The sequence below is a fragment of the Streptomyces sp. Y309 genome, assembly GCF_056712025.1.
Map to the genome: position 1 here is coordinate 191,354 of NZ_JBWYAE010000002.1, position 26,353 is coordinate 217,706.

The following is a 26,353-nucleotide window of genomic DNA, read 5'->3' on the forward strand; positions in this document are numbered from 1 at the left end:
CGCCAGCGAAATCCCCATGGCCCGGCGGGCCGGGCGACATCCCATGGATCAGCGGGCCAGCGGACAAGAGCCGGACCACAGACGGGAAAGGTCCCTTTGATGCCTGACAAGGAACTCCGCAGCTACAAGCTCTACATCGCGGGCAAGGACGTCGAAGGTGACGGCTGGGTCTACACGGTCAGCGCCCGGTCCCTGCTCGAGGACGTCTTCACCAGCGTCAGCCTGAAGCGGGAACTCGAACAGCACCCCGACTCCGACGCCGCCGGCCACCCCTACGTGGTGGGCCGCTGCGCCGTGGCCGGGGACGCCTCCATCGACCTGGCCACCGAGGCCGCCGCGGCCGCCGCCCCCGCCTGGGCGGAGGTGCCCCTGGAGCGGCGGATGCGCCTGGGAGCGATGTTCCGCGAGGAACTCATCCGGCGCGAGCAGGAGTTCCTCGACATCCTCACCGCCGAGGCGCACCCGCTGCGCCTGGCCCGCTGGGAACTGAGCTGCATGAAGCAGATCTACAGCGACGAGAGCCTGTACTGGTACCGCCAGCGCATGCACACCGAGTTCGAGCACGAGGGCCGGCGCCTGATCGTGCGCCGCCAGCCCGACGGCGTGGTCGCCTTCAACCCGCCGCAGAACGCGCCCGCGCCCAGCGCCGCCCTGGCCGTGCTCGCGCTGATGGCCGGCAACGCCGTCGTCATGCGCGCCCCGCGCAGCATCGCGCTGAGCACCATGTGGCTGATGCGCGACGTCGTCGGCCCGCTCCTTGAGGAGATCGACGCGCCCGCCGGCATCCTGAACGCGGTCTGCTCCAACCCCAAGCAGACCCTGGACCGCTGGGTCGCCTCCCCGATGATCAACGACATCTTCTACATCGGCGGCAGCGAGGAAGGCCTGCGCTTCCAGGAACAATGCGTGGCAGCCGGCAAGAAGCCGATCCTGGAACTGGCCGGCAACGACACCATCGTCATCTGGAAGGGCGCGGACCTGACCAAGGCCGCCGAGGCGATCTGCGAGTCCTTCTACGGCTCCGGCCAGATCTGCATGGTGCCCAACTGCGTCCTGGTCCACCCCGAGGTCGCCGACGACCTCATCGCCGCCGTCAAACAACGCATCACCCTGGTCAAGCCCGGCTACCCCGAGGACGAGGACGTGCTGCTGTCCCCGGTGCGGCGCAGCGAGAAGTTCTTCGCCCTGCTCGCGCAGTCCCTTCAGCACGGCGGGCAGGTCATCACCGGCGGGCAGCGCACCGAGGTCGACGGCACCGTCTCCGAGACGGGCGTGTTCCTGCAGCCCACCGTGGTGCGCGTGGACGGCCTGGCCGGCGCCCGCCAGCACACAATCGTCCGCAGCGAGACGTTCTTCCCGCTGCTGCCCGTCGTGGTGCCCCAGGCGGCGGACGCGGCCGGCGACGACGAACTGCTCAACGCCTTCATCGACTTCGTCAACTCCAACGAGTACGGGCTGCGCAACTCCCTGTGGGTGAAGTCGGCCCGGGTCATGAACGCCTTCGTGCAGCGCGTCGTCAACGGCGGCCTGCTGAAGATCAACGACTCGCACATCGGGTTCCTGCCGTATCTGCCCAGCCACGGCGGCACCGGCCTGACCGGCGGCGTCTACGGCGAGGCCAACTACCCGATCCTGAAGACCTCCCACATCCAGGGCGTCAGCATCGCCCACGACGTCAGCCCGCACGAGGCCGTCTTCGGCCCCTGAGCCGCCCCCTCACCCACCCCCACGGAGGTGTTTGCAGTTGCGCTCCCTCGACTTCGCCCGCGCGGTCTGCGACCGGTACCACCCCGGGCTGCTCAAGGCGCTGGAAGCCATCCCCTTCGCCGAGCGCGAGGCCCTGCACAGCCCCGCGATCGGCATCTTCCGCGCCCACGGCGGCGTCGGCCTGATGGTGCCCGCCGCGTTCGGCGGACACGGCGCCGACCCGGTGGACGTGGTGCGGGTGCAGCGCGCCGTCGGCGCCGCCTCACCGTCGGTGGCCGCCGGGGTGACCATGCACCACTTCACCGTGTCGATGCTCTACGCGCTGGCCGAGCCGGCCGGCCGGCTCGCCCGGACCCAGGTGGACCTGCTGCACCGGATCGTGCCCGACCAGGTGCTGATGGCCTCCGGCTGGGCCGAGGGCAAGACCCAGCAGAACATCTTCACCCCCTCCGTGGCCGCCGAGCCCGTCGCCGGCGGCTACCGCCTGAGTGGCGCCAAGAAGCCCTGCAGCCTGGCCCGCTCCATGGAACTGCTCACCGCCTCCATCGCCGTGCCCGGCCCCGACGGCCGCCCCGAACTCGCCCTCGCCCTGGTCCCGGCCGGCGCGCCGGGATTGAGCGTGCACCCCTTCTGGGGCAGCGACGTGCTGGCCGCCTCCGAGAGCGAAGAGGTCCGCCTCACCGACGTGTTCGTCCCCGACGACATGGTCATCCGTACCACCGCCGAGGACCCCACCCGCGTGGACGACCTGCAGGCCGCGGGCGTCATCTGGTTCGAGATGCTGGTCTCGGCCGGCTACGCGGGCGCGGCCGCCGCCCTGGCCGAGGTGGTCCTGGACCGCGGCCGCGGCACGCCCGCCGAGCGCGCCGCAGTGGTCATCGACGCCGAGAGCGCCTTCGCGCTGCTGGAGGGCGTGGCCCGCGCCGTACGCGACGGCCTTACCGGTGAGGAAGCCGTCGCCCAGGTCCTCATCGCCCGCTACGCCGCCCAGGACCTGCTGGCCCGCTGCGCGGAGCACAGCCTGGAGCTGCTGGGCGGCATGGACTTCATCCACAGCCCCGACCACGCCCGCCTCGCCGCCTCGGTACGGCCGCTGATCTTCCACCCGCCGGGCCGCTCGGCGACCTGCGGCCCGCTGGCCGACTACTTCAGCGGCGCCCCGCTCGACCTGTCCTGACCCGCCCCGCCGCCCCGGGCGGAGGATCCCAACAGCCCGTCCTTCCCAGGGAGTTATCCGTGACCGTGACCCAGGACATCCGGGTCGACACCGAGGAAGACATCCTCGGCCTCTACCGGGCCCACCTCAGCAAGGGCCGGGCCACCCTCGCCGAACTGTTCGGCAGCCACATGGAGGTGGCCTCCAGCGGGAACTGGCTGACCACCAGCGACGGCGAGCGTTTCCTCAACGCCGGCGGCTACGGCGTGTTCATCATGGGCGCCCGCCACCCGATCGTGGTCGAGGCCGTGCAGCGCCAGCTGGCCACCCACCCGGTGGCCACCCGCATCCTGCTGGAGCCGACCGTGGCCCGCGCCGCCGAGGCCCTGGTCTCGGTCATGCCGCCGGGCCTGGACCGGGTGCACTTCGCGCTCTCGGGCGCCGAAGCCGTCGAGACCGGCCTGAAGCTGGCCCGCGCCGGCGGCCGCAGGCGCACCGTGTCCATGGGCGGCGGCTACCACGGCAAAACCCTGGGCGCCCTGTCGGCCACCGCCAAGGAGGTCTACCAAAAGCCCTTCCGCCCCCTGATCCCCGACGTCCATCACCTGCCCTTCGGCGACGCCGACGCCCTCGAGGGCGAACTGCGCGCCCACCCCGGCGAGGTCTGCGTGATCCTGGAGCCGGTCCAGGGCGAGGGCGGCGTGATCATCCCGCCCAGGGGCTACCTCAAGCGCGTCGAGGAACTCGTGCGCGAGTACGACGGCTTCCTCATCCTGGACGAAGTACAAAGCGGCATGGGCCGCCTCGGCGAATGGTGGGGCGCCGACATCGAGGGCGTCGTGCCCGACGTGCTGCTGGCGGGCAAGGCCCTGGGCGGCGGCGTCGTGCCGGTCTCCGCGGCCATCGCCACCCGCACCGCGTTCCGCCCCTTCGACAAGGACCCCTACGTCCACACCGCGACCTTCTCCGGCCAGCCCCTGCTGATGGCCGCCGTCCAGGGCGCGATCCGCGCCATGAAGGAAGAGCGCCTGGTCACCAAGGCCATGGACCTCGGCGCCCAGCTCCTGCCCCAGATCACCGAGATCGCCCGGCGCAACATCGGCCACCTGGTCAAGGACGTACGCGGCCGCGGCCTGCTCATCGGCGTGGAACTGGCCGAGCCCGGCCTGGCCGGAGAGCTGCTGATCGAGCTCTTCAACCACGGCGTCGTCGCCAACCACTCCATGAACGGCAGCTCGGTGGTGCGCTTCACCCCGCCCGCCACCCTGACCCCCCTGGACGTGGAGTTCCTGATCAACTCCTTCGACAAAGCAACCCTCGATCTGGTCGCCGGCTCGGCCAGGATGCCGGAAGGCGGTAACAACTGATGCGTCACGTGTCACTGGACGCGGTGGTCTTGGGCGAGAACACCGAAACCGTCTACGAGTCCCTCGCCAGGTTCGACCGCTTCCCCGAACTGGCACCGCACGTGCAGTCCACCACCGTGCACGGCGACCTGCCCGGAGATGAGGGCAGCTCCAGCTGGGAACTGCACTTCCGCAGCGGCCTGCTGCGCTGGACCGAGACCGACCTCTTCGCCCGCGAACAGGGCGAGATCCGCTTCGAGCAGAGCGACGGCGACTTCGACACCTTCGCAGGCAAGTGGGCCATGACCCAGCAGGGCGCCGACGTCGCCGTGCACTTCGAGGTCGACTTCGACTTCGGCATCCCCAGCCTCCAGGGCATCCTCGACCCGATCGCCGAACGCGTCATCAAGGAGACCGTGGCCTGGGCCGTCACCGGCCTGTTCCCCCACACCGAGCTGCGCGGCGACGTCGAACTGGGCACCCCGGCCGACGCCACCGCCGCCTGACAAGGGAGGACACCCGTCATGGACCAGGCGAACCCCTTCGAGACCCCGCGCACCTTCGCCCTGCACCGCGCCGAATACCTCGTCGCCTTCGCGGCCTCGACCGGCCTGATCATCGCCAACTTCGGCGACATCCGCTGGCCGGTATGGATCGCGCTCTTTCTGTACATCGACGTGATCGGCTACCTGCCGGGCGCGATCGCCTTCAAACGCAGCGGCGGCCGGCCCATCTCCAAGGTCTACTACGTGCTCTACAACGTGATGCACAGCCTGATCACGCAAGGCGCGGTCGTCGCCCTGTGGTGCTGGACGATCGGCCCGGAGTGGGCGCTGCTGGCCATCCCCTGGCACCTCAGCGGGGACCGGGGACTGTTCGGCAACTTCATGAAGTCCTTCGCGCTTCCCTACGAACCCGTCGCCCAGAAGGGCTACCTGCGCCTGCTGGACGACCTGCGCCTGGCCCACCCCAAACCGGTGGCCCACACCTTCGACCCGGAGCCGGTCGGCCACCTCGCCCCCACTCCCCCACCCCCACCCCCGGCCCCGGCCGAGAGCGCCGGCCGCGCCGCTACGGCACCGACGGCCGCCCCCGCCGAACACGCCGGAGCCGCCGAGCGGCCGGTGTCCCCGGCCGCCCGCTGACCCGCCCCACGCCGCCGCCTGCCGGGCGCCCGCCCCGGACCCTGAAAAAAAGACACCCAAAGGAGCACCACCCGCCATGACCGGTTCCCCGCCCAGCACCGTGGCACGGGAGGCAGACTGGGACACCGCTCCTGGTCTGCTCGACGGCGCCAAGGAACTCACCCTCGGCCCCAAGGAGTGCAACCTCGCCTACTGGATCACCCAGGTCGCCCAGGGCACCCTGCGCGAGCGCGGCATCACCGGCCACCACGAACAGGCACACGTGCCGGACTTCCTCAAGGCGCCGGGCCCGCTGCGCGAGGCCCTGATCCTGGAGTTCGGCTTCCGCGGCCTGTCCGAGGAGGTCGCCACCCGCATCCTGGCCCCCTACGTGGCGATCGCCCCCGGCATCGACGAGCTGGAGTTCTACGCCACCCAGCTCATCGACGAGGCCCGCCACGCCCGGGTGTTCCGCAACCACCTGGTCGAACTGGGCATGCCCGAGGCCACCCTGCTCAGCGACATCGAGGACATGGCCGCCGACTACCGGCGCGAAGTACTGCAGCCCGTCATCGACTTCACCCTCGACATCGTCCAGAGCCGGCGCGACTTCCCCGGCGGCGTCGCGGTCTTCGCCATCGTCATCGAGGGCGTCCTCGCACCGGCCGCCGAACTCAGCGAACGCAAATGGACCCCGCTGTCCCCGGCCACCGGCGAGATCTCCCGCGGCACCGCGATCGACGAGATCCGCCACCTCACCGTCGCCAGCACCATCCTGCGCGACCACGTACGCGCCCACCCCGAATACCGGCCCCGGCTGATGGAGATCCTCGCCGCCGGCGTCCAGCTCTGGGACGCCATCGACGACCGCAAGTTCGTCATCCACCGCGAGGAACTCTTCCAGCAGGGCATGGCCGAACACGCCGACAAAATCGGCGACTACGAGATCTGGCCCGGCACCCGCCTGCTGGACACCACCCCCGACCAGCGCTACGACATGGCCGAACGCTGGACCGATGAGATGGCCGAGTCCCGCATGGCCTACATGGACCTGCCCCTCGAAGCCCTCACCAGCCCCACCAGCCCTTCCGGGTCCGGCACTCCGGGCTCCTCGGGGCCTTCGGGGTCCGGGGCGCCGGGGGCGCCGGCCGCCGGGGCGCGGGCATGAAGTCCGCCGTCATCGCGGGCATCGGCTCCTACCTGCCGCCCACCCAGGTCACCAACGCCGACCTGTGCGCACGCCTGGACACCAGCGACGAGTGGATCCGCACCCGCACCGGCATGTCGGTACGCCACGTCGTCGAGCCCGGCGACGCCACCTCCGACCTCGCCGTCGAAGCCGGCCGCCGCGCCCTTGAATCCGCCGGGGGCGGCGGCGCCGACGCACTCATCCTGGCCACCACCACACCCGACCGCCAGGTGCCGCCCACCGCACCCGACGTCGCCACCCGGCTCGGGCTGGGCACCCTCGCCGCCTTCGACCTGTCCGCCGCCTGCGCCGGATTCCTCTACGGCCTCGCCACCGCGGCCGGGATGATCGCCGCCGGTGCCGCCGAGCGGATCCTGCTGATCGGCGCCGACGCCTTCACCACCATGGTCGACCCCGACGACCGCGCCACCGTGGTCCTCTTCGGCGACGCCGCCGGCGCCGTGGTGCTGCGCGCCGGCCACCCGGCAGAGCCCGGAGCCGTCGGCATGCCCGTGCTGGGCAGCGACGGCTCCCTCACCGACCTCATCCAGGTCCCCGCCGGCGGCTCCCGCTCACGCTCCACCCAGCCGCCCAGCAAACAGCCCGACCCGGGCGACGTCTACTTCCGCATGAACGGCCGCGAGACCTTCCGCCACGCCGTGCGGCGGATGAGCGAGGCCTCCCGCCAGGCCGTGACCCGCGCCGGCTGGGACCTCACCGACGTCCACCGCCTCTGCGCCCACCAGGCCAACCTGCGCATCCTCACCGCCGTCGCCGACGAACTCGGCTTCGAACCCGAACGGCAGCTCTCCAACATCGCCGAGGTCGGCAACACCGCCGTGGCCTCCCTGCCCACCCTGCTCGCCCACTGTGCGGCCAACGGCTCCCTGAGGGCCGGCCACCGGGTGCTGCTCACCGCCTTCGGCGGCGGGCTGTCCTGGGGCGCGGCCACCCTCACCTGGCCCGACATCCCCCTCACCGCGCCGACGTCCTGAAAGGAAACACCCGCCATGTTCGAGACCCTCAAAGACATCCTGGTCGCCATGCTCAAGGTCTCCCCCGAGAAGATCACCGAACACGCCACCCGCGAAGAGGCCGAACTGGACTCCCTGGCCGTCGTCGAACTGTCGATGCTCCTGGAGAAGGACTACGGCATCACGATCAGCGACGACGAGCTGATGGAGGCCGACACCATCGGCGAGATGGCCCGGATGATGACGCAGCGCCGCCCCGCCGCCGCCTGAACACCACCCCCCACCGCCCCCCGCCGGCCCCCGCCGGCCCCGCCCGCGCGTCGGGGCCCGGCACCCCGGCACCCCACTGCCCGGTGCCCGCGGGCATCGGCCGGCATCCGGCACGTATCCAAGGGAGAGTCCCATGCACGACGTACGTGAGCTGCTGGAGCGGGGGCCCGAGGCGGTGCGGAGCCTGGCCCGGCGCCGGCACACCCTTGCCGCGGCCGCGCTCCAGGACGCCCACCGGCGCCGCGCCGACGCCCTTGAGACCGTGTCCGCCCTGCGCGCCGAACTCAAGGCCGCCTCCCGCTCCCACCGCGGCACCCGGCCCACCCAGCAGGCCCGCGACGCCTTGCGGCACCTGCGCGCACGGGTGCAGCAGGCCGAGGCCGCCGCACACCACGCCGAGACACAGCTGACCGAACTGCTCCTGGCGATCCCCAACCTGCCCGCGGACACGGTGCCCGACGGCCACAGCGAGCAGGACGCCGTCGAGATCCGCCGCGGCGGACCGCCCCCGGCGAGCAGCGACAAGGCCCGCCACCACGCCGACCTCGGCGAGGCGCTGGGCATCCTGGACGCCGCGCGCGCCGCGCGGCTGTCCGGCGCCCGCTTCACCGTGGCCCGCGGGCCCGGCGCCCGCCTCGAGCGCGCGCTGGCCGACTTCTTCCTGGACCTGCACACCCGCGAACACGGCTACACCGAGCACTCCGTGCCCCACCTGGTCAACCGCGCCACCATGACCGCGACCGGCCAACTTCCCAAATTCGAGGACGACTTGTTCGCCACCGCCGTCGGCGAACGCGAACTGTTCCTGGTGCCCACCGCCGAGGTGCCGCTCACCAACCTCGCCGCCGGCGAGATACTCGACCCAGCCGACCTGCCGCTGGCCTTCACCGCCCGCACCCCCTGCTTCCGCGCCGAGGCCGGCTCCTACGGCCGCGACACCCGCGGCATCCTGCGCCTGCACCAGTTCGAGAAGGTGGAACTGGTGCGCATCTGCGCCGCAAGGGACGCCCCCCGACAGCTCCAGGCGATGCTCGCGCACGCCGAGGAGTGCCTGCGCCGCCTTGAACTCTCCTACCGCGTGGTGCTGCTGGCCGCCGGCGACCTGGGCTTTGCCGCCCGCATGACCTACGACATCGAGGTGTGGCTGCCCGGCAGCGGCGCCTTCCGCGAGATCTCCTCCGTCTCCGACTGCGGCACCTTCCAGGCCCGCCGCGCCGGCATCCGCATCCGCACCCCCGACGGCACCAAGGAGCCGGCCGCCACCCTCAACGGCTCGGCGCTGCCCATCGGACGCACCCTGGCCGCCCTGCTCGAACAGGGCCAGCAACCGGACGGATCCGTCCGCCTGCCCGCGGCCCTGCAGCCCTACGCCGGCTTCGCCCGGATCCTCCCCGACGGCACCACCGAGTGAACCCCGCCCCCGGCACGGGGCGGGGGCGGGGTGCGGGGCTCACAGCCGGGGTGCGGGGCTCACACCGGCAGCGGGGCCGTCCTGCCCGGCTGCGTGCCGCAGGCCGGCACCTGGTTGAGGATGTCCAGGAACCGCTCCCGAAGCTGCGGGGAGGGCTCGGTGCCCAGCTCGGCGACCATCCGGGCGCGGGCCGCGTTGTAGGTCTCGATCGCCTCCGCCTGGCGCCCGCACCGGTACAGCGCCAGCATCAGCATCTCGGTGACCCGCTCCCGCCACGGATGCACCACACTCATCCGCTTCAACTCCCCGATCGCGGAGGGCACTTCACGCTCGAAGTCCAGCCACAGCTTGTCCTCCGTCGCCGCCAGGTGCTCCTCGGCCAGCTGCACCGCCACCGACCGGCACAGCAGCCCCCCGGCGACGTCCTGCAGCGCCGCCCCCCGCCACAGGCCGAGCGACTCATCCAGCAGCGCGGCCGCCGCCCGCGGGTCGGCGGCCATCACCGAGCGGGCCCGGGCCACCTGGCGGCGGAAGACGTTCAGGTCGAGATCCCCGGCGGGAAACTCCAGGCTGTAGCCGGTGGAGCGGGTGCGCAGCGACGGGGCGCCCGGCCCCAGCGCCTGCAGGGTGCGGCGCAGCCGGGAGACATGGGCGTGCAGGGCGTTCTCCACCGTCACCGGCGGCTTCTCGCCCCACAGTTCGCCATAGAGCTCCTCGGCCGAGACGAGACGGCCGCCGTTGACCAGGAGCACGGCGAGCAGCACCCGCTGGTGTCCGCCGCGGATGCTGTGGAAGTGCCCGTCCACCTCGACTCCCAGTGAGCCGAGAATCTTGAACTTCACTGACTGCTCCTCCCTGCCTGTCGCCCCCCGGGCGGGGTGTCGGCTCCCGTCCGAAGGGCGCTGCGGAGTGTGTCCGCGTTGGTTGAACCTGGCAGCGGCGCCTCGAACGCCGCTGGAGATACGGCATCGGCGCGGCCGAACGCGCCGCGCCCGCGGCGGCCGGACGAGCCGGGCTCAGGCGGCCGGAGGAGCGGGCCTCAGGCGGCCGGACAGGCGGGCGCGCAGCGGGAGTTGACGGGGTGGGGGGCGGGGGCGGCTCGGACCTCGAGTTGCCTTCGAGTGCCCCTTGAGCCGGCTCTGTCACAGTGAAGTGAGGTGCCGCCCCGAGCCGTGCGCCCCGCGCGCCCGGGCCGGCAGCCGCGGGCACATCGAGCTGCCCGAGCAGACCGAGCCGCCCGAGCCGATCGCGCCCCTGAGCCCCTGGGCCCTTGGGCCGATCGGGCCCCGACGCAATCGCTAGCGATCAAGGAGTACGCGTGAGTGACCTGACCGAACTGGCCGGCCGATACATCGCCGTGTGGAACGAGCCGGACCAGCACAAGCGCGCCGCCGCGATCTCCGAGCTGTTCACGGCGGATGCCACCTACACCGACCCGCTGGCCGACGTGCAGGGACACGAGGGCATCGGCGCCGTGATCACCGGCGCCCGGGAGCAGTTCACGGGCTTCGACTTCCGCATCCTCGGCGAGGTCGACGCCAACCACCACATCGCCCGCTTCCAGTGGGAGCTGGTGCCGGCCGGCGGCGGCGAGAACCTCGTCATCGGCTTCGACGTCGCGGTGAGCGACGGCGCCGGAAAGATCAGGGCCGTCTACGGCTTCCTCGACAAGGTCCCCGCCGGCGCCTGAGGACAGCCCCGCGCACGCGCACACCGGGCGGATCCCCGCGGGACGAAGGGGGGTCTGCCCGTCTGTGCGAGTGCGCGCGCCCGACCCCGCGCGGCGGCCGGCCTGACGGCCTTTCCTCATCTCCCAAGGTCCCCCAAGGAGCACCACGATGACTACGGACGCCGGATCGACGACCAGGGCACAACAGGAGGTGACACCACCGGATGCGGCGGCCGGCCCCCGCTGGGGTGCGCTGGCCATCGTGATGGTGGGCACCTTCATCACCGTCCTGGACTACTTCATCACCAACGTCGCCGTGCCCTCCATCCAGGCCGACCTGGGCGCCACCCACGCCCAGTCGCAGCTGGTCATCGTCGGCTACGGGGTGGCCTTCACCGCCGGCATGATCACCGGCGGGCGGCTCGGCGACCTCTACGGCAGGCGGCGGATGTTCGCGCTGGGCATGCTGGGCTTCACCCTGGCCTCCGGGCTGTGCGGGGTGGCGCAGAGCGCCGATGCCCTGACCGCCTTTAGGGTGCTGCAGGGCGCCGCCGCCGCGCTGATGGTCCCCCAGGTCCTCGGCATCCTCGGCGTCGTCTACACCGGGGCCGCCCGGGCCCGCGCGTTCGTCGTCTACGGCCTGGTGGTCGGGCTCGCCGGGGTGTTCGGCCAGGTCATCGGCGGCGCCCTGATCTCCGTCGACGTGGCAGGCCTTGACTGGCGCACCATCTTCCTGATCAATCTGCCCATCGGCGTGGTGGCCCTGGTCCTCACCCCGCGCCTGATCCCCGAATCCCGCAGCGACAAGGGCGGCAGCCTGGACCTGTTCGGCGCGGTGCTGTCCACCGCGGCCCTGGTGGCGATCGTGTTCTCGCTCATCCAGGGCCAGGAGCAGGACTGGCCGCTGTGGAGCTGGCTGCTGCTCGCGTGCGCGGTGCCGCTGGGCGCCGGCTTCATCGCCCACCAGCGCCGGCGCACCCGCCAGGGGCTCAGCCCGCTGATCGACCTGGAGCTGTTCCGCTCGCGCACCTTCTCCGTCGGCCTGGTGGCCATGCTCACCTACTTCCTGGCCATGGGCTCCTTCTTCTTCCTGCTCGCGCTGTATCTGCAGCAGGGCCGGGGCCTGTCGCCGGCCGAGGCCGGACTGGTCTTCCTCACCCTGGGCGGCGGCTACTTCGGCTCCTCGCTGCTGTCCACCCGCCTGGCCGAGCGCCTGGGCGAGCGCCTGTACGCGGCGGGCCCGCTCACCCTGGCCGCCGGCTACGTCCTGACCGCGCTGACCGCGAGGTGGCTGGGCACCGACGGCCACATCCTGTGGATCCTCGCCCCGCTGGTCCTCGCCGGCATCGGGATGGGCATGACCACCGGACCGCTGACCGGCGCCGTCCTGGCCGGCGCCGACCCCCAGCACGCGGCCGCGGCCTCCGGCGCCGCCAACACCGTCCAGGAGGGCGGCGTCGCCGTCGGCGTGGCCGTCGTCGGCGCGGTGTTCTTCCCCGCCCTGGGCGACAGCGCCCGCCCCGGCGACTACCCGCAGGCCTTCGGCACCGGCCTGATCCCGCTGGTGGCGTTCTGCCTGGCCGCCAGCGTCATCGTGCGGTACATGCGGCCGCGCGCCCAGCGGTGAACACCCGCCCCGGCCGCTGACCTTGCAAGCGCCCCTTCAGGCCGGACCGGTACACCATGCCGGTCCGGCCTGACGGCATGCCCGCACCCGCACCCGTACGGAACCAGCTCCGCACCCGGATCGGGCCTCGGGCCGGGGCCTGGGGCAGGCCAGTGGCGGGTCAGCGGCGTGTCAGGTGCCGGTGTTTGGCTGGATGCTCCTTCGCCGGTGCGTCAAGACGTACACCGGCCTACGTTCTGCGGATCGGTCACCTTCATGCCTGAGACGAACACGGCCCCGCACGGGCTGCGCGAGCTGCCCGCCCACGAGATCAAAGAAGAGATCGAAGCCCTCGTCGAGGAGCTGTTCAAGGACGCTCTGCTGATGGAGGCCGACGAGGAACTGCCCCTGGACGCCAGCTACTTCGACCTGGGCCTGACCTCGCTGCGGCTGACCCGGCTCAAGCAGCAGCTCGAGGAGATGCTCGATCTGTCCATCAACACCAACGTGCTGTTCAACGAGCCCACCGTCGAGCAACTGGTCCTGTATCTGACCGGCCTGCTCGCCGGCGCCCCCTCCCCTGCGGGCCGGCGCGCTTAAGCAACCGATCCCCCTGGACGGAAGGAGCCGCGGCCATGTCGCGCCACACCAGCCACGTCACCACCCCGGCCGCGGCCGGGCAGGCGCAGGAACCGGTCGCCATCGTCGGGGCCGGCCTGCGCTTTCCCGGCGGCAGCAACTGCCTGGAGGACTTCGAGGAGTTCCTGGCCCAGGGCGCCTCCGGCATCACCGCGCTGCCCACCGACCGCTGGGACGCCGCCGCCTTCACCCCCCAGCACTCCGACGACAAGGGCAAGATACGCGCCGCCGCCGGCGGCTACCTGGACCGGATCGACCTGTTCGACGCGGGCTTCTTCAACATCTCCCCCAAGGAAGCGCAGTACATCGACCCCCAGCAGCGCATGCTCCTGGAGACCGCCTGGCAGGCCCTGGAACACGCCAACATCGACCCCACGCCGCTGCGCAAGTCCAACGGCGGCGTGTTCATCGGCGCCAGCTCCGTGGACTACGCCCTGGAACTGGACGCGCTGCCCTACGAAGAGCTCGACGGCCACCTGGCCTCCGGCATCACCCTCTTCCCGCTGGCCGGACGGCTCTCCTACTTCCTGGGCTGGCGCGGGCCGAGCATCAGCGTCGACACCGCCTGCTCCTCCTCGCTTGCCGCACTGCACCTGGCCGTGACCGCGCTGCGCCGCGGCGAGTGCGACATCGCGCTGGGCGGAGGCGTCAACGCCCTGCACAACCCGCGCATCCCGGTGATGTTCTCCAACGCCCAGATGCTCGCCGGCGACGGCCAGTGCAAGACCTTCGACGAGAGCGCCGACGGCTACGCGCGCGCCGAGGGCTGCGGCGTTGTGGTCCTCAAACGCCTCACCGACGCCACCCGTGACGGTGATGAGGTGCTCGCCGTCATCCGCGGCACCGCCGTCGGCCAGGACGGCGACAGCGCCGGACTGACCGTGCCCAACGGCCCCGCCCAGGAACGCGTCCTGCACCTCGCCCTGGCCGACGCCGCGCTCACCTCCGGCGACATCCAGTACGTGGAGGCCCACGGCACCGGCACCCCGCTGGGCGACCCCATCGAGATCGGCGCCATCAGCAACGTCTTCGCCGACACCCACACCCAGGACGACCCGCTCCTGGTGGGCTCGGTCAAGACCAACCTGGGCCACATGGAACCCGCCTCCGGACTCGTCGGCGTCCTCAAGACCGTCCTCCAGCTCCGCTCGGCGACGATCTACCCGCACCTGAACTTCACCACCCCCTCCACCCGCATCCCCTGGGAGGTGTATCCGGTACGGATCCCCACCCGCTCGGAGCCGTGGAAGGCGCCGGTGCGCCGGGCCGCGGTCAACAGCTTCGGCTTCGCCGGCACCATCAGCGCCGTCATCCTCGAACAAGCCCCCGCACCCGCCCACGGTGACGGCGGCGACAGCGGGGGCGGGAGTGGGGCGGCCGCGCCGGTGCTCACCCTCTCCGCCAAGAGCGCCGCCGCCCTGCGCGAACAGGCCGAGCGCTACCACCAGTTCGTCACCCAGCACCCCGGCCTGGACATCACCGGCCTGTGCTACACCGCCAACACCGGCCGCGCCCACTTCCCCCACCGCACCGCCGCCCCCGTCCACGGCCGCGAGGACCTGCTGGCCGCCCTGGACGCCGCCCGGCAGCCGCAGGCCGCCGCCGAACCCTCCGGCATCCGCAAGGTCGCCTTCATGTTCACCGGCCAGGGCGCGCAGTACGCCGGCATGGGCGCCGCCCCCTACGCCCGCTTCGCCCTGTTCCGCGAGATCGTCGACGAATGCGACCGGCTCTTCACCCCCCATCTGGGCCGCTCCGTCCGCGAACTGCTGCTGGGCACCGCCGACGACCCGCACGTGATCGACCAGACCCTGTTCACCCAGTCCGCGCTGTTCACCCTGGAATACGCACTCGCCCGCCAGTGGATGTCCTGGGGAGTGCGCCCCAACGTGCTCATCGGGCACAGCATCGGCGAGGTCGTCGCCGCCGCCGTGGCCGGCCTGTTCTCCCTTCCCGACGCCGTCACCCTGGTCGCCGCCCGCGCCCGGCTCATGCAGTCCGTCAGCACACACGGCGGCATGGCCTCCGTCGCCGCCGCCGCCGAACGCATCGAACCCCTCCTGCAAGACCGCCCCGACCTGGCCGTCGCCGCCGTCAACGGCCCCGAGGCCTGCGTCATCTCCGGCGCCACCCACGCCCTGGCCGAGGCGAGCGCCCAACTGGCCGCCGACGGCATCCGGGTGAAGCCGCTGTCGGTCTCCCACGCCTTCCACTCCCCCCTGATGGCCGAGGTGTCCGAACAGTTCCGCACCGCCCTGCAGACCGTCACCTTCCGCGAACCCTCCATCTCCCTCATCTCCAACCTCACCGGCAAAGTGGCACGCATGCGCGAGATCGCAAGCGCCGACTACTGGGTACGCCACATCGGCGAACCGGTACGGTTCCTGGCCGGCATGCGCGCGGTGGCCAAACGCGGCCGGCACGCCTTCGTGGAAATGGGCCCCTCGGCCATGCTGTGCGCGCTGGGAAAGCAGTGCGTCAGCGCCGAGGAGCACCTCTGGCTGGCCAGCCTGCGCCGCAACGACGACACCGGCGACGCCACGCTGCACGCCCTGGCCGACTTCTACACCGCCGGACTCCCCGTCGACTGGAACGCCTACCACTCCGCCAGCAGCAGCCGCCCGGCCAAGCAGCAGCTGCCCACCTACGCCTTCCAGCGCAAGCCCTACTGGCTGCCCATCCCCAAGACCCGCACCCAAGGTGGCCCCCACGGCCCGGCCCGCCACCCGCTGCTCGGCCGGCGCACCCCGCCCGCCGAACTCCCCGCACACGTCTGGGAGTTCACCAGCGAATTCACCCGCGCCGAGCTCGGCGACCTGTCCGGCCACCACCATGGCGGGCGGCCCTGCCTGCCCCCGGCCGCCTGGGCGGACCTGCTGCTGGCCCTGCAGGACGCGGTGTTCGGCCACACCCGCAACCCCGTCACCGAACTCCGCCTGCCCCAGCCCCTCGACCTCACCGACGAGCAGACCGTACGGCTGACGACACGGCTGCACCGCACCGGCAGCGGCCGGGCCGACATCACCGTCACCGGCACCGTGACCGACAGCAACAACAACGACAACAGCGACACAGACAGCGGTGGCAGCGGCGAAGCGGACCCGGGCGATGAAGCCGGTGCGGGAGCCGAGGGCGGGGTGCGGACCTTCGTACGCGCCCGGATCACACCCGAAACCAGCCCCGCCCCCGATGCCGGGCTGCGGGCCCTGGCCGAGCGGCCCGGCACGGTCACCGACCAGGCCGACGCCACGGACATCGCCACCGACCTGTCCGCCGTCGGCCGCGGCTTCGGCGACACCCCGCCGCGCCTGCTGAGCATCGCCCGGCACACCCCCGCCACGGTCACCGGCACCCTGGCCACCGGCGAGACGAGCCCGGTGGAACAGCTTCCCGCCGCCCTCCTGGAAAGCGCCCTGACCGGCGCCGTCGCCCTGGACGACCAAGGACCGGTCTTCACCCTCCAGAGCGCGGACAGCGTACGGCTGTTCAAGAAACCGCGCGGCGAGCGGCTGCGCCTGGCCGCCACGGTCCGCCCCCACGGCCCCCACGGCCCCGACCGCCTGGTCGACCTGCTCCTGCTGGAAGACAGCGAGGACCGAGAGAGCAGCGGGGGCGGGGGCGGCGAGCCGGTCGCCGAGGTCCTCGGCGCCGTGCTGGCCCGGCCCGAAGGAGCGGCCGGCCCACCGCACTTCACCCACCGCATCGAGTGGCTGCGCCGCTCCCTGCCCCAGCCCCCGGCCCGGGCCGGGGGCGCGGAGGGGGGCCCGGACCGTCATGTGCTGCTCGCGGGCACGGCCACGGACACCGGCACCGCCCCGCCCGCCGTACTCACCGCCCTCACCGGCCTCTGCCACACCCCCGGCCGGCACGAGCAGGACGGCCGGCACGAGCAGGGCGAGCAGGACGGGCAGGGCGAGCAGGACGGCCGGCACGAGCAGGACGGGCAGGGCGGCGCGCAGGACGGGCAGGGCGGCGCGCAGGACGGGCAGGGCGGCGCGCAGGACGGGCAGGGCGGCGCGCAGGACGGCGTGCGGCTGAGCCTGGCACCGGATACGGCCGCTCTGTGCGAGGCGCTCGCCGACACCTCGGTCACCGACGTCGCCTGGTTCTGGCAGCCCGCCCCCGGCGAGATGTCCTACGGCAGGCTGCGCACCGAACTGGAGCACAACTTCCGTACGCTGCTTGCGGCGCTGGCCGCGCCGGGCCTGGCCGACCCGCGGCGCACCCCGCGGGTGTGGCTGGTCACCGAGCGCGCCCAGTGGCTGCCCGGCGACGGCGCCGACGGCACCGAACAGCTCGCGGCCGCCGCCCTGTGGGGGTTCGGCCACGTCCTGCTGAACGAGCACCCCAAGCTGCAGGCCACCCTCGTCGACGTCGACCGTGACGGCCCCGGCGCGGCACAGGCCCTGCTGGCCGAGTGGCGCGCGCCCGAACCGGACGAGTACCAGATCGCCTACCGGGCCGGACGGCGCCATGTGCGCAGGGTGCTGGCCGGGGACAGCACACCGTCCTGGCCCGGCGCCTTCGAGCTGCACCACCTGCCCGCGGGCCCGCCCCGCGCGGTGCCCGCCACCGGCCCGGAGCAGGTGCCCCAGGGCGACCAGGTGCGGGTGGCGGTGAGCGCCTGGGCCCTGACCGGGCAGGACCTCCCCGCGCCCGACCGCCCGGACCCCGCCCCCCAAACCCCCGGCGCCCCCGAGGCCTTGGAGGCCTTGGAGGCCTTGGAGGCTTCGCCGGTGACCGCGACCGCCTGCGCGGGCACCGTCGTCGCGGCGGGCCCCGAAGCAGGGATCGCCGTCGGCACGCGGGTGAGTGTCCGCCAGGGCGGGGTCCTGGGCTCCCCGGTGACCGTGGCGGCGGACGCGGTCAGCGTCCTGGAGGCGGGGGTGCGGCCGGCCGTGGCGGCGGCCCGCGCCGCGGACACCGCCACCGCCGCCGGGCTGGCGGATGCCGCCGACGTGAACAGCCCCCATCCGTATGAGGTGTTCGGGACCGATGAGGTGGACGAGGCGCTGCGGGTGCTGGCCGCGCGCCCGGGCCCGGTCGTGGTCACCGCCCCCGAACCGGCCCCCGACACCAGCACCGGCAGCGACACCGACACCGACACCGACACCGGCAGCGGCAGCGGCAGCGGCAGCGGTGCTGCGGGAGGGGGAGCGCCCGCCGCGGGAGCCTTCGCCGTCCGGGCCGACCGCACCTATGTGGTGACCGGCGGCCTGGGCGGCCTGGGGCTGGTCACCGCCCGCAAGCTGGTGGACCTGGGCGCCCGGCACCTGGCCCTGGTCAGCCGCAGCGGACGCCCCGCCGAGGAGGCCGCCGGCATCCTCGCCGACCTCTCCCAGCGGGCCGACGTGTCGCTGCTGCAGGCCGACCTGGGCAGCAGCAAGGAGGTGGACCGGCTGGTGGAGCAGCTGCACGCGATGGCGCACCCGGTGGGCGGCATCGTGCACGCGGCCGGCGCCATCGGCAGCGCGCTGATCTCCGCCCTTACCTGGCCGGCCATCGAGGAGCAGCTGGCGCCCAAGGTCTACGGCGGCTGGCTGCTGCACGAGGCGGCCGCCTCCTTTGAGCACCTGGACTTCTTCACGGTGTACTCCTCCATCGCCTCGGTCGCCGGCGCCCGCGGCGGAGCGGGCCAGGCGCACTACGCGGCGGCCTTCTCCTTCCTGGACGGCCTGGCCCGCTGGCGCGCGGCCCAACAGCTGCCCGCGCTGAGCGTCAACTGGGGCTCCTGGGGGCGGGTGGGGGCCTCGGCCCGCCTGGACGCCGCGTACATCAAGGAGATCGAACGCAGCGGCGTGCGGCTGTTCTCGCCCTCCTGGGGGCTGCGTGCGCTTCAGCGGCTGTGGGGCCAGAGCGGCGCGCAGCGGGTGGTGAACGTCTTCGACTGGCCGCAGTTCACGGGCCGCCTGCCCGTGCCCAACGCCCTGTTCGAGCACGTCACAGGCGCCCGGGCGGCGGACGCGGCGGAGGCGGCCGGTGATCTTCAGGGGCTGCTGGACCGGCCCCGCCCCGAGCGGCTGAAGCTGATCGGGGCGAGCGTGGGCGAACGGGTGGCCGCGGTGCTGCACTTCGCCTCGGCAGACGAGGTGGAGCCGGCCGCCGACTTCGTCAGCCTCGGCCTGGACTCGGTGATGGGCATGGAGGTGAAGTCCCGCCTGGAGGCGGACTTCGGCCTGAGCCTGCCGGCCTCGCTGACCTTCGACCACCCCTCGGTGCGCGCGATCACCGAGTTCATCGAGGGCCAGCTGTCCGGGGAGGCCCGATGACCGACGCCCTCCACCACCCGATCCACCACCCGACGCGCCGCCAGGAACCGCCCCCCGAAGCGGGCGGCCCGGAGACGGAAGGCCCGGAGACGGGCTGGACGCTGATGGAGGTGTGTGCCCGCCATGCCGCGCAGCGCCCGCGGCACACGGCGCTGATCTGCGAGGACCGCCGCACCAGCTACGCGGATCTGCACCGCGACAGCAACCGGGCCGCGCACGCGCTGGCCGCGGCGGGCATCGGCCGCGGCAGCCGGGTGGCCTACCTCGGCCGCGAGAGCGAGCACTACTACGTCACCGTCCTGGCCTGCGCCAAGGCGGGCGCGGTGATCGTGCCGGTCAACTGGCGGCTGACCGCGGGCGAGGTGGCGCACATCCTGGCCGACTCCGGCGCCGAACTGCTCTTTGTGGACCAGGAGTTCGCGGCCACCGCCGCCGAGGCCGGCTGCGGGCCGGGCCTGCGGGCCACGGTGCGCCTGGACGGCACCGCAGCGGACGGCAGCCACGACCGCGGGGCGGGCCTGCGCGCCTGGTACGCCGGCGCGCCCGGGCACGACCCGGACCCGGGCACCGGCCGCGACGACGCGGTGCTGCAGATCTACACCAGCGGCACCACCGGCCTGCCCAAGGGCGTGGTCATCGCCCACCGGACGTTCTTCACGCTGCCCGCCGCGATCGCCGCCGCCGGCGCCGACGGCGGCGACTGGATCGACTGGCGCGCCGACGACGTCAGCCTGATCTCCCTGCCCGGCTTCGGCATCGCGGGCCTGGGCTGGTTCCTGCACGGCCTGTGCGCCGGGGCCACCCATGTGGTGCTGCCGATGTACGGGCCCAGCGAAGCGGTGCGCGTGATCGGCGAGTACGGGGTGACCATCACCTTCGTGGCGCCCGCGATGCTGCAGATGATGCTGGACGAACGCGGCGTCACCAGGGAGACCTTCGCCTCCCTGCGCAAGATCGCCTACGGTGCGGCGCCGATCTCGCAGGCGCTGCTGCGGCGCAGCCTTCAGATGTTCGACTGCCAGCTCGCCCAGATCTACGCCAGCACCGAGGCGGGCAGTGTCGCGGTGTGCCTGCCGCCGTCCGCGCACCAGGTGGGCAGCGCCCTGCTGCAGGCCGCCGGGAAGGCCTGCCCCGGCAACGACATCAAGATTGTCGACCGCGACGGCACCACCCTGGGCCCGGGCGAGATCGGGCAGGTCTGCATCCGCACCCCGGCCCGCATGATCGGCTACTGGAGGCGGCCCGAGGCCACCGCGAAGGCCCTGGCGGGGGGCTGGCTGCACATGGGCGACGCCGGCTACCTCGACGAGGACGGCCACCTGTTCCTGTGCGACCGCATCAACGACACGATCATCGTGGCCGGGCAGAACATCTACCCCGCCGAGGTGGAAAAGCAGCTCGGCGAGCACCCGGCGGTGGCGGACGCGGCCGTGGTCGGCGTCCCCGACGAGCGCTGGGGCGAGGCGGTGCACGCCGCCGTGGTGCTGCGCCCCGGCGCGAGCGCGCGCCCGCGCGAGCTGCTGCTGTTCCTGCGCGGCCGCCTCGCCGACTACAAGATCCCCATCCGCTACCACGTCCTTGACGCGCTGCCCCGCAACCCCTCCGGCAAGATCCTGCGCCGCGCGGTCCGCGAGCAGCTCGGCCACGGCGAGGCGGGCGAGAGGGCCGCACCGGCCTGAGACGCGGGGCGAGTTCGCGGGCGCGGGCGCGCGGGCACCGGCGCGCCCGGGCCCCGCCGCCCGCACCCAGCACCGCACCGGCCCGCACCGCACCGGCGCACCCCGCACCGGCCCGCGCCAACCCGCACCGCACCGGCCCGTAATCGCACCGCACCCGCACCCGCACCCGCTCCGACCCGTCATCGACCCGTCATCGACCCGCACCGCAACGACCCGACCCGACCTGACCTGACCTGACCCCGAGAAGACCTTGAACGGAGTCCGACCCATGGACACCTCACCGGGCCCTGCGTCCGTCGGCGTGCTGCTGCCGACCCGGGAGCAGGCCATCACCGGCACCTTCGCCGCCGCCCCGCTGCTGGACTTCGCCCGCCAGGCCGAACAGCTCGGCTTCGACTCGCTGTGGGCGGGCGACTCGCTGACCGCACGGCCCCGCCTGGACCCCCTGGTGGTGCTGTCCGCCGCGGCCGCGGTCACCAGCCGCGTCACCCTGGGCACGGCCGCCCTGACCCCCGCGCTGCGCCACCCCCTCACCGGCGCCCACCAGGTGGCCAGCCTCGACCACGTGGCCGGCTCGCGGCTCGTGCTCGGCCTCGGCTCGGGCTTCCCGATGCCCGAGACCGAGGAGGAATTCGCCGCCGTGGGCGCCTCGTTCACCGGCCGCGCCGCCCGCCTGGACGAGATCGTCTCGCTGTGGCGCCAGGCCTGGCGCGCCGGCCAGACAGGCACACCGGCCGGCTTCGAGGGACGCTACTGGCAGGCAGCAGGCCTTGAGCGGCTGCCCGCGCCGCAGCAACCCGGCGGGCCGCCGCTGTGGCTGGCCGGCAGCGACACCCCCCGCGTCTTGGAGCGGGTGGCCCGCCACTACGACGGCTGGATGCCCTTTTTGCCCAGCGCCGCAGCGTACGGAGCCGCCTGGCGGCGCATCAGCGAACTGGCCGCGGCCGCCGGCCGGCCCGCGGGCGCCATCACCCCGGCGCTGTATGCCACCATCACCGTCAACCAGGACCCGGCCGCCGCCCGCGCCGAACTCGAGCACTACATCCAGCGCTACTACGGGCGCACCTTGGAGCAGATGGCCGCCGTGCAGGCCTACGCCTGGGGCAGCGCCGAGAGCTGCGCCGACGCGCTGGCCGCCTACGTCCGCTCCGGCGCCCGGCACCTGATCATCCGGATCGGCTCGCTGGACTGCGCCTCACAGCTCAAGCAGATCGCCGACGTGGTGCTGCCCGCCCTGAAGGAGGCCTCCCGGTGAGCGGCTACGGCCAGGACATGTCCACCGCCGGCTCCTGGTTCCACCCCGTCCACAGCGACCCCGCAGCAAGCATCCGGCTGTTCCTGCTCCCCCACGCCGGCAGCGGCGCCATCATCTACCGGGACTGGCCCACCCTGCTGCCGCCGGAGGTGACGGCCCAGGCGGTGACCCTGCCCGGCCGCCACAACCGGCACGAGGAAGAAACCTTCGAGGACTTCGAGCCGCTCCTGGACGGCCTGTACGAGGCGGTCCTGGACGAACTGGACGACGAACGGCCCTTCGCGATCTTCGGTCACTGCCTGGGCGCCCAGCTGGGATTCAGGGTGGCGGTGCGGCTCAGGGAGGAAGGCGAGCGCCAGCCGGTGCTCCTTGGCATGTCCGGCTGGTCACCCATCGGCTTCTTCAAGCCGACCGAGGAGCAGAGCCGGATGCCCGATGCCGAGATGCTGCAGTGGATCAAAAAGCTGGGCTCGTTCCCCGCCGAGGTCTACGACAACCCCGACCTGCTCGCCCTCATCGTGCCCGCGCTGCGCGCAGACCTGCGCGTCTCGGCCCAGTACGAGGACGACGGCGCGGGCGTGTCCTGCCCGCTGGCCTCCTACGGCGGCGACAGCGACCCGCTGCAGGAGGCACCGGACGCGATGACCCACTGGGCCGCCCGCAGCCCGAACTACCTGGGCCACCGCGGCTTCGAGGGCGGCCACTTCTACATCGACCACCACGGCCTGGCCCTGATCACGGACTTCTGCCGCCACCTGCGGCGCCTGGCCGCACAGCCGGCCGCCTGACCACCGCCGAACCGCCCGCTCCCTCCCCTTCTCCCCCTTCTCCCCCTTCTCCCCTTTCTCCCCTTTCTCCCCTTTCTCTCCCTTCCCCCTGCCCGCCCGTCTTCATCTGGTAGGTCACCATGCCCCTGTTCACCGCCAAGGACGGCACCCAGCTGCACTACGAGGACTGGGGGGCCGGCCGGCCGGTCGTCCTCCTGGCCTCGGCCACCATGAACTCCCGCATGTGGGAGTTCCAGGCCCTGCACCTGGCCGAGCACGGACTGCGCTGCATCCTGCCCGACCGGCGCGGCTTCGGCCGCTCCGAGCGGCCCTGGAACGGCTACGACTACGACACCCTGGCCGACGACCTCGCCGGCCTCATCGACCACCTGCAGCTGTCCGGCATCACCCTGGTCGGCTACGCGATGGGCGGCGGCGAAGCCGTGCGCTACCTGGCCCGCCACGGCTCCCGGCAGGTGGACCGCCTGGCCCTGGTCTGCTCCACCACCCCCTACCTGCTGCGCGCCGAGGACAACCCCGACGGCATCGAGGCGGCCGTCCTGGAAGAGATCACCACCGCGATGCGAACCGACCGGGCCGACTACATGGCCCAGTGCGCCGTCCCGTTCTTCGGCGGCCCCGGGGCCGCACCGGACTCGCTGACCCTCTCGCCCCAGCTGGTGGACTTCATGACCCGCCAGGCCCTGGACAGCTCCCCGCGCGCGAGCGTGGAAATCACCCGCACCCTGTTCACCGAGGACCTGCGCCAGGACCTGTGCGACGTCGACGTGCCCACCCTCATCGTCCACGGCGACGCCGACCCCAGCGCACCCCTTGAGCTGTGCGCGCACCGCAGCGCCTCACTGATCCCCGGCAGCCGCACCGTGGTCTACGAAGGCGCCGCGCACGGCCTGTTCGCCACCCACACCGACCGCCTGAACACCGAACTCCTCGACTTCGCCACCCAGTAGCCCCCCGCCCCCGGCGCCCGGGGGGGGACATGCATGCCGCGCCCGCACCACCCGGGACTGCCGGGCGGTGCGGGCGCGGCGCTGCGGGCGGACGCCGCGGCTAGCCGTGCGCCCGGCGCAGCCCGCCGAGCTGGAGGGCGGCGAAGGCGGCGACCACGAGCGCCTGCAGCGGGATCCACACGGTGCCCGCCACGGAAGGCTCCAACAGGCCGAAGACGAGCACGGCGACAGAGGCCACCGCCCACAGCACATTGACCTCGATGACCGCCTTGGTGGGTGCGGCCGGCGGCACGGGCCGGGCCGCCAGGAGCACCACCAGCACGCCGTAGACGGCCAGAAAGGCGCCGGCGCCGCGCACCAAGGCGCTGTCCACATCGAGCAGCCGGCCCACCGGGCCGGCGGCGAGCAGGTAGATCAGGCCGCATGCCCCGGTCACCGCGGCGTCCAGTGCGAGGAACAGCCGCAGCGGCCCCGCCGCAGCCGCCGCGCCCGCACCCGCCGCGCCCGCGGTCCTCCCCGTGGCCTGGTTCGTCGTCATGATGTCTCCCGGTCTCCTTAGGGGGTGGGTGTCGCTGAAGCGACGCTGCCACGGGTCTCTGACCAGCACCTGACACTGCCCTCGCACCCACCGCACCACCGCACCACCGGGCCGCCAGGGGCGCGTCAGAGGCGTATCAGCAGGCACCGGCATGCTGGTTGTTGTCGAAAGGGAACGGACCAAGGGACGGGAAACCGGACCGGACCGCCCCCCCTTTGACGGCAGGGAGAGGTGCCCGGAGTGGCTTATCGGGGACCGGAGTTCGCTTCAGTCGGGTGCAAGCCCACGCAGGTTCGAATCCTGCCCTCTCCGCCCGAGGCGACCCTCGTATGAAGACCGGCCCCGCAGCAGGGGGCCGGTCTTCGTGCGTACGGCCCGCCGCCGCACCGCACACGCGGCCGCCGCACCGTATGCGTGGCGGCGGGGCCGTATGCGTGGCGGCGTGGCAAGGGCCGGGCGGCCGGGAATCCGCCCCCGGCACCCGCCCGGCCATCCATGCTCCGCCCGGCTCACAGCGGGCCGCGGACCTCCCGCTGGGCCGTCCACGTGGTGGGCTGGGGCCGGCGCAGCAGCGCCTCGGCCATGCCCTCGTCCAGCATCGTGCGGGCGGCGACATCGACCGCGTCGTCGAAGCCGAGGTCGACCAGCGCGACGCTCACCGTGTACTGGCCGGCCACCGACCAGGTGCAAAAGCTCCACTCGTCGCCCGAGCCCGGCGTGCCGTCCGGGCGCAGCACCTGCACGCGCCGGGCCCCGGGCGCGAACCCGAACTCGGTGAAACGGAACCGCAGGCCCTGCCCGATCGCCTTGCTGTAGGCCTCTTTCAGCGTCCACAGCCGCACCAGGGCCGCGTTGCGCGCCCGCTGTCCCGTCCTGGCCAGCAGCTCGGTCTCGTAGGGGGTGCAGATCTGGCGCTCCACCGCCGATCCGCGCAGCTGCCGGCTGGACAGTTCCGCGTCCACGCCGATCCAGCCGCGCCGGGTGACGCCGACGACCAGCAGGTCGGCGGTGTGGCTGAGGCTGATGTCCACCTGGTCGCAGCCGCGCAGGTAGGGGCGCCCGCCGGGTTTGTAGGCCAGGTCGATGTCGGCCGGGCGGGCCTCCAGGACCGCGGCGGCCGCGTACTTCAGCAGCAGCCGCGAGGCCAGGAAGCGGCCGCGGACGTCGTCGTTGGTCATCTGCGTGAAGCGTTCCCAGTCCCGCCCGAGCAGCGCCGGCAGCGCGGAGTCGGCGCCGGTGTCGGCCTGCCAGTCGCTCAGCCAGTCGCCCAGGCGGGCGAAGACCACCACGCTGCCCCGCCCGGCCAGTTCACGGCGCACGGTGTGCCAGGGGCCCTGGGGTGTCACCTGCAGCGGCTCCGCGAGCGCGGACGGCGCGGGCAGCACCGCGGAGGCCGCCCCGCCCGTCGTCACGCCGCGCCCCCCGCGTCCCCCGCGTCCCCCGCGGCGGAGGGCGCGCCCTGCACGGGCTCGGCGGGCTGTGCGGGCTGTGCGGGCTCGGCGGGCTGTGCGGCGGCGCGCAGCAGGTCGGTCAGGGAGCCGATGTCGGCCATGCCGCCCACCATGTCGGGCAGCGGCAGTTCGCCCAGGGCCGGGCGGCGTTCCTGCAGCCGGTCCACCAGCTCGATGAGCATCAGGGAGTCAAAGCCCAGGTCCTCATAGAGCCGGCTGTGCGCACCGGCCGGTGCCCGCCCCGTCTCCAGCGCCGCGACGACGTCGTCGGCGACCCGGTCCAGCAGCAGTTCACTCATGTTCTCCTCCGGTACGTGCGATCCATGCGATGC

General features: G+C 73.0%; 21 protein-coding genes and 1 tRNA gene. 18 read left to right on the plus strand and 4 right to left on the minus strand.

Annotation, left to right across the window (positions count from 1 at the left end; all coding sequences use genetic code 11):
• Positions 1–99 precede the first annotated feature (99 nt).
• The 9 genes from AC0KTA_RS40260 (at position 100) to serS (ending at position 9,177) form a co-directional block, all read left to right on the plus strand.
• Entirely contained in the window at positions 100–1,707 is a 1,608-nt protein-coding gene (locus AC0KTA_RS40260) for an aldehyde dehydrogenase family protein (RefSeq protein ID WP_481056910.1), read from the plus strand.
• Between the two features lie 37 nt (positions 1,708–1,744).
• Positions 1,745–2,884, plus strand: coding sequence for an acyl-CoA dehydrogenase (locus AC0KTA_RS40265; protein ID WP_481056911.1), 1,140 nt, complete (start codon positions 1,745–1,747; stop codon positions 2,882–2,884).
• Between the two features lie 59 nt (positions 2,885–2,943).
• Complete coding sequence (locus tag AC0KTA_RS40270) at positions 2,944–4,230, plus strand: aspartate aminotransferase family protein (RefSeq protein ID WP_481056912.1); 1,287 nt, start codon at positions 2,944–2,946, stop codon at positions 4,228–4,230.
• Positions 4,230–4,715, plus strand: coding sequence for an SRPBCC family protein (locus AC0KTA_RS40275; RefSeq protein ID WP_481056913.1), 486 nt, complete (start codon positions 4,230–4,232; stop codon positions 4,713–4,715). The genes AC0KTA_RS40270 and AC0KTA_RS40275 overlap by 1 nt, the downstream gene beginning before the upstream one ends.
• Before the next feature lie 18 nt (positions 4,716–4,733).
• Complete coding sequence (locus AC0KTA_RS40280) at positions 4,734–5,354, plus strand: hypothetical protein (protein ID WP_481056914.1); 621 nt, start codon at positions 4,734–4,736, stop codon at positions 5,352–5,354.
• Between the two features lie 76 nt (positions 5,355–5,430).
• Complete coding sequence (locus AC0KTA_RS40285) at positions 5,431–6,501, plus strand: ferritin family protein (RefSeq protein WP_481056915.1); 1,071 nt, start codon at positions 5,431–5,433, stop codon at positions 6,499–6,501.
• On the plus strand, positions 6,498–7,517 hold the full coding sequence (locus tag AC0KTA_RS40290; RefSeq protein WP_481056916.1) for a beta-ketoacyl-ACP synthase III: 1,020 nt from the start codon (positions 6,498–6,500) through the stop codon (positions 7,515–7,517). Before AC0KTA_RS40285 ends, AC0KTA_RS40290 begins: the two co-directional genes overlap by 4 nt.
• Positions 7,518–7,532: 15 nt before the next feature.
• Positions 7,533–7,766 (plus strand): acyl carrier protein, encoded by a 234-nt coding sequence (locus AC0KTA_RS40295; protein ID WP_481056917.1) that lies wholly within the window; start codon positions 7,533–7,535, stop codon positions 7,764–7,766.
• Positions 7,767–7,899: 133 nt separating this feature from the next.
• Positions 7,900–9,177, plus strand: a complete 1,278-nt coding sequence (gene serS / locus AC0KTA_RS40300) for a serine--tRNA ligase (RefSeq protein ID WP_481056918.1) — start codon at positions 7,900–7,902, stop codon at positions 9,175–9,177.
• Between the two features lie 59 nt (positions 9,178–9,236).
• Here serS and AC0KTA_RS40305 read toward each other — a convergent pair whose 3' ends face one another.
• Entirely contained in the window at positions 9,237–10,019 is a 783-nt protein-coding gene (locus AC0KTA_RS40305; RefSeq protein ID WP_481056919.1) for an AfsR/SARP family transcriptional regulator, read from the minus strand.
• 476 nt (positions 10,020–10,495) lie between these two features.
• Here AC0KTA_RS40305 and AC0KTA_RS40310 point away from each other — a divergent pair, with 476 nt between their 5' ends.
• The 8 genes from AC0KTA_RS40310 to AC0KTA_RS40345 all read left to right on the plus strand — a co-directional run bounded on the left by AC0KTA_RS40310 (position 10,496) and on the right by AC0KTA_RS40345 (position 24,032).
• A complete protein-coding gene (locus AC0KTA_RS40310) occupies positions 10,496–10,867 on the plus strand; it encodes a nuclear transport factor 2 family protein (protein WP_481056920.1) in 372 nt (123 codons plus the stop codon).
• Between the two features lie 148 nt (positions 10,868–11,015).
• The gene (locus AC0KTA_RS40315) at positions 11,016–12,473 is read left to right on the plus strand and encodes an MFS transporter (RefSeq protein WP_481056921.1); all 1,458 of its coding nucleotides are present in this window, start codon (positions 11,016–11,018) and stop codon (positions 12,471–12,473) included.
• 255 nt (positions 12,474–12,728) lie between these two features.
• Positions 12,729–13,052: an acyl carrier protein gene (locus tag AC0KTA_RS40320; protein ID WP_481056922.1), complete on the plus strand. Its 324-nt coding sequence runs from the start codon at positions 12,729–12,731 to the stop codon at positions 13,050–13,052.
• 35 nt (positions 13,053–13,087) lie between these two features.
• Positions 13,088–19,360 carry a type I polyketide synthase gene (locus tag AC0KTA_RS40325; RefSeq protein ID WP_481056923.1) on the plus strand — a complete coding sequence of 2,091 codons (6,273 nt, stop codon included), beginning with the start codon at positions 13,088–13,090 and terminating at the stop codon, positions 19,358–19,360.
• A 104-nt stretch (positions 19,361–19,464) separates the two neighbouring features.
• Positions 19,465–21,039, plus strand: a complete 1,575-nt coding sequence (locus AC0KTA_RS40330) for a long-chain-fatty-acid--CoA ligase (RefSeq protein ID WP_481056953.1) — start codon at positions 19,465–19,467, stop codon at positions 21,037–21,039.
• Positions 21,040–21,307: 268 nt separating this feature from the next.
• A complete protein-coding gene (locus AC0KTA_RS40335; protein WP_481056924.1) occupies positions 21,308–22,294 on the plus strand; it encodes an LLM class flavin-dependent oxidoreductase in 987 nt (328 codons plus the stop codon).
• Positions 22,291–23,082, plus strand: a complete 792-nt coding sequence (locus AC0KTA_RS40340; protein WP_481056925.1) for a thioesterase II family protein — start codon at positions 22,291–22,293, stop codon at positions 23,080–23,082. The genes AC0KTA_RS40335 and AC0KTA_RS40340 overlap by 4 nt, the downstream gene beginning before the upstream one ends.
• A gap of 119 nt (positions 23,083–23,201) precedes the next feature.
• Positions 23,202–24,032 (plus strand): alpha/beta fold hydrolase, encoded by an 831-nt coding sequence (locus AC0KTA_RS40345; RefSeq protein ID WP_481056926.1) that lies wholly within the window; start codon positions 23,202–23,204, stop codon positions 24,030–24,032.
• Positions 24,033–24,132: 100 nt separating this feature from the next.
• Here the strand turns inward: AC0KTA_RS40345 and AC0KTA_RS40350 are convergent, their stop codons facing one another.
• The gene (locus AC0KTA_RS40350; protein ID WP_481056927.1) at positions 24,133–24,570 is read right to left on the minus strand and encodes a hypothetical protein; all 438 of its coding nucleotides are present in this window, start codon (positions 24,568–24,570) and stop codon (positions 24,133–24,135) included.
• A gap of 225 nt (positions 24,571–24,795) precedes the next feature.
• On the opposite strand from AC0KTA_RS40350, the gene AC0KTA_RS40355 reads away from it, so the two are divergent.
• Positions 24,796–24,882: transfer RNA gene (locus tag AC0KTA_RS40355), tRNA-OTHER, on the plus strand.
• Between the two features lie 197 nt (positions 24,883–25,079).
• Here AC0KTA_RS40355 and AC0KTA_RS40360 read toward each other — a convergent pair.
• Positions 25,080–25,982 (minus strand): 4'-phosphopantetheinyl transferase family protein, encoded by a 903-nt coding sequence (locus AC0KTA_RS40360; RefSeq protein ID WP_481056928.1) that lies wholly within the window; start codon positions 25,980–25,982, stop codon positions 25,080–25,082.
• The gene (locus AC0KTA_RS40365) at positions 25,979–26,320 is read right to left on the minus strand and encodes an acyl carrier protein (protein WP_481056929.1); all 342 of its coding nucleotides are present in this window, start codon (positions 26,318–26,320) and stop codon (positions 25,979–25,981) included. Before AC0KTA_RS40365 ends, AC0KTA_RS40360 begins: the two co-directional genes overlap by 4 nt.
• Positions 26,321–26,353: the final 33 nt, after the last annotated feature.

Coding starts and splice junctions, on each gene's coding strand:
- AC0KTA_RS40260 (WP_481056910.1), top strand. CDS start 100: ATGCCTGACAAGGAACTCCGCAGCTACAAGCTCTACATCGCGGGCAAG.
- AC0KTA_RS40275 (WP_481056913.1), top strand. CDS start 4,230: ATGCGTCACGTGTCACTGGACGCGGTGGTCTTGGGCGAGAACACCGAA.
- AC0KTA_RS40280 (WP_481056914.1), top strand. CDS start 4,734: ATGGACCAGGCGAACCCCTTCGAGACCCCGCGCACCTTCGCCCTGCAC.
- AC0KTA_RS40285 (WP_481056915.1), top strand. CDS start 5,431: ATGACCGGTTCCCCGCCCAGCACCGTGGCACGGGAGGCAGACTGGGAC.
- AC0KTA_RS40290 (WP_481056916.1), top strand. CDS start 6,498: ATGAAGTCCGCCGTCATCGCGGGCATCGGCTCCTACCTGCCGCCCACC.
- AC0KTA_RS40295 (WP_481056917.1), top strand. CDS start 7,533: ATGTTCGAGACCCTCAAAGACATCCTGGTCGCCATGCTCAAGGTCTCC.
- serS (WP_481056918.1), top strand. CDS start 7,900: ATGCACGACGTACGTGAGCTGCTGGAGCGGGGGCCCGAGGCGGTGCGG.
- AC0KTA_RS40315 (WP_481056921.1), top strand. CDS start 11,016: ATGACTACGGACGCCGGATCGACGACCAGGGCACAACAGGAGGTGACA.
- AC0KTA_RS40320 (WP_481056922.1), top strand. CDS start 12,729: ATGCCTGAGACGAACACGGCCCCGCACGGGCTGCGCGAGCTGCCCGCC.
- AC0KTA_RS40325 (WP_481056923.1), top strand. CDS start 13,088: ATGTCGCGCCACACCAGCCACGTCACCACCCCGGCCGCGGCCGGGCAG.
- AC0KTA_RS40330 (WP_481056953.1), top strand. CDS start 19,465: ATGGAGGTGTGTGCCCGCCATGCCGCGCAGCGCCCGCGGCACACGGCG.
- AC0KTA_RS40335 (WP_481056924.1), top strand. CDS start 21,308: ATGGACACCTCACCGGGCCCTGCGTCCGTCGGCGTGCTGCTGCCGACC.
- AC0KTA_RS40345 (WP_481056926.1), top strand. CDS start 23,202: ATGCCCCTGTTCACCGCCAAGGACGGCACCCAGCTGCACTACGAGGAC.
- AC0KTA_RS40350 (WP_481056927.1), bottom strand. CDS start 24,570: ATGACGACGAACCAGGCCACGGGGAGGACCGCGGGCGCGGCGGGTGCG.
- AC0KTA_RS40365 (WP_481056929.1), bottom strand. CDS start 26,320: ATGAGTGAACTGCTGCTGGACCGGGTCGCCGACGACGTCGTCGCGGCG.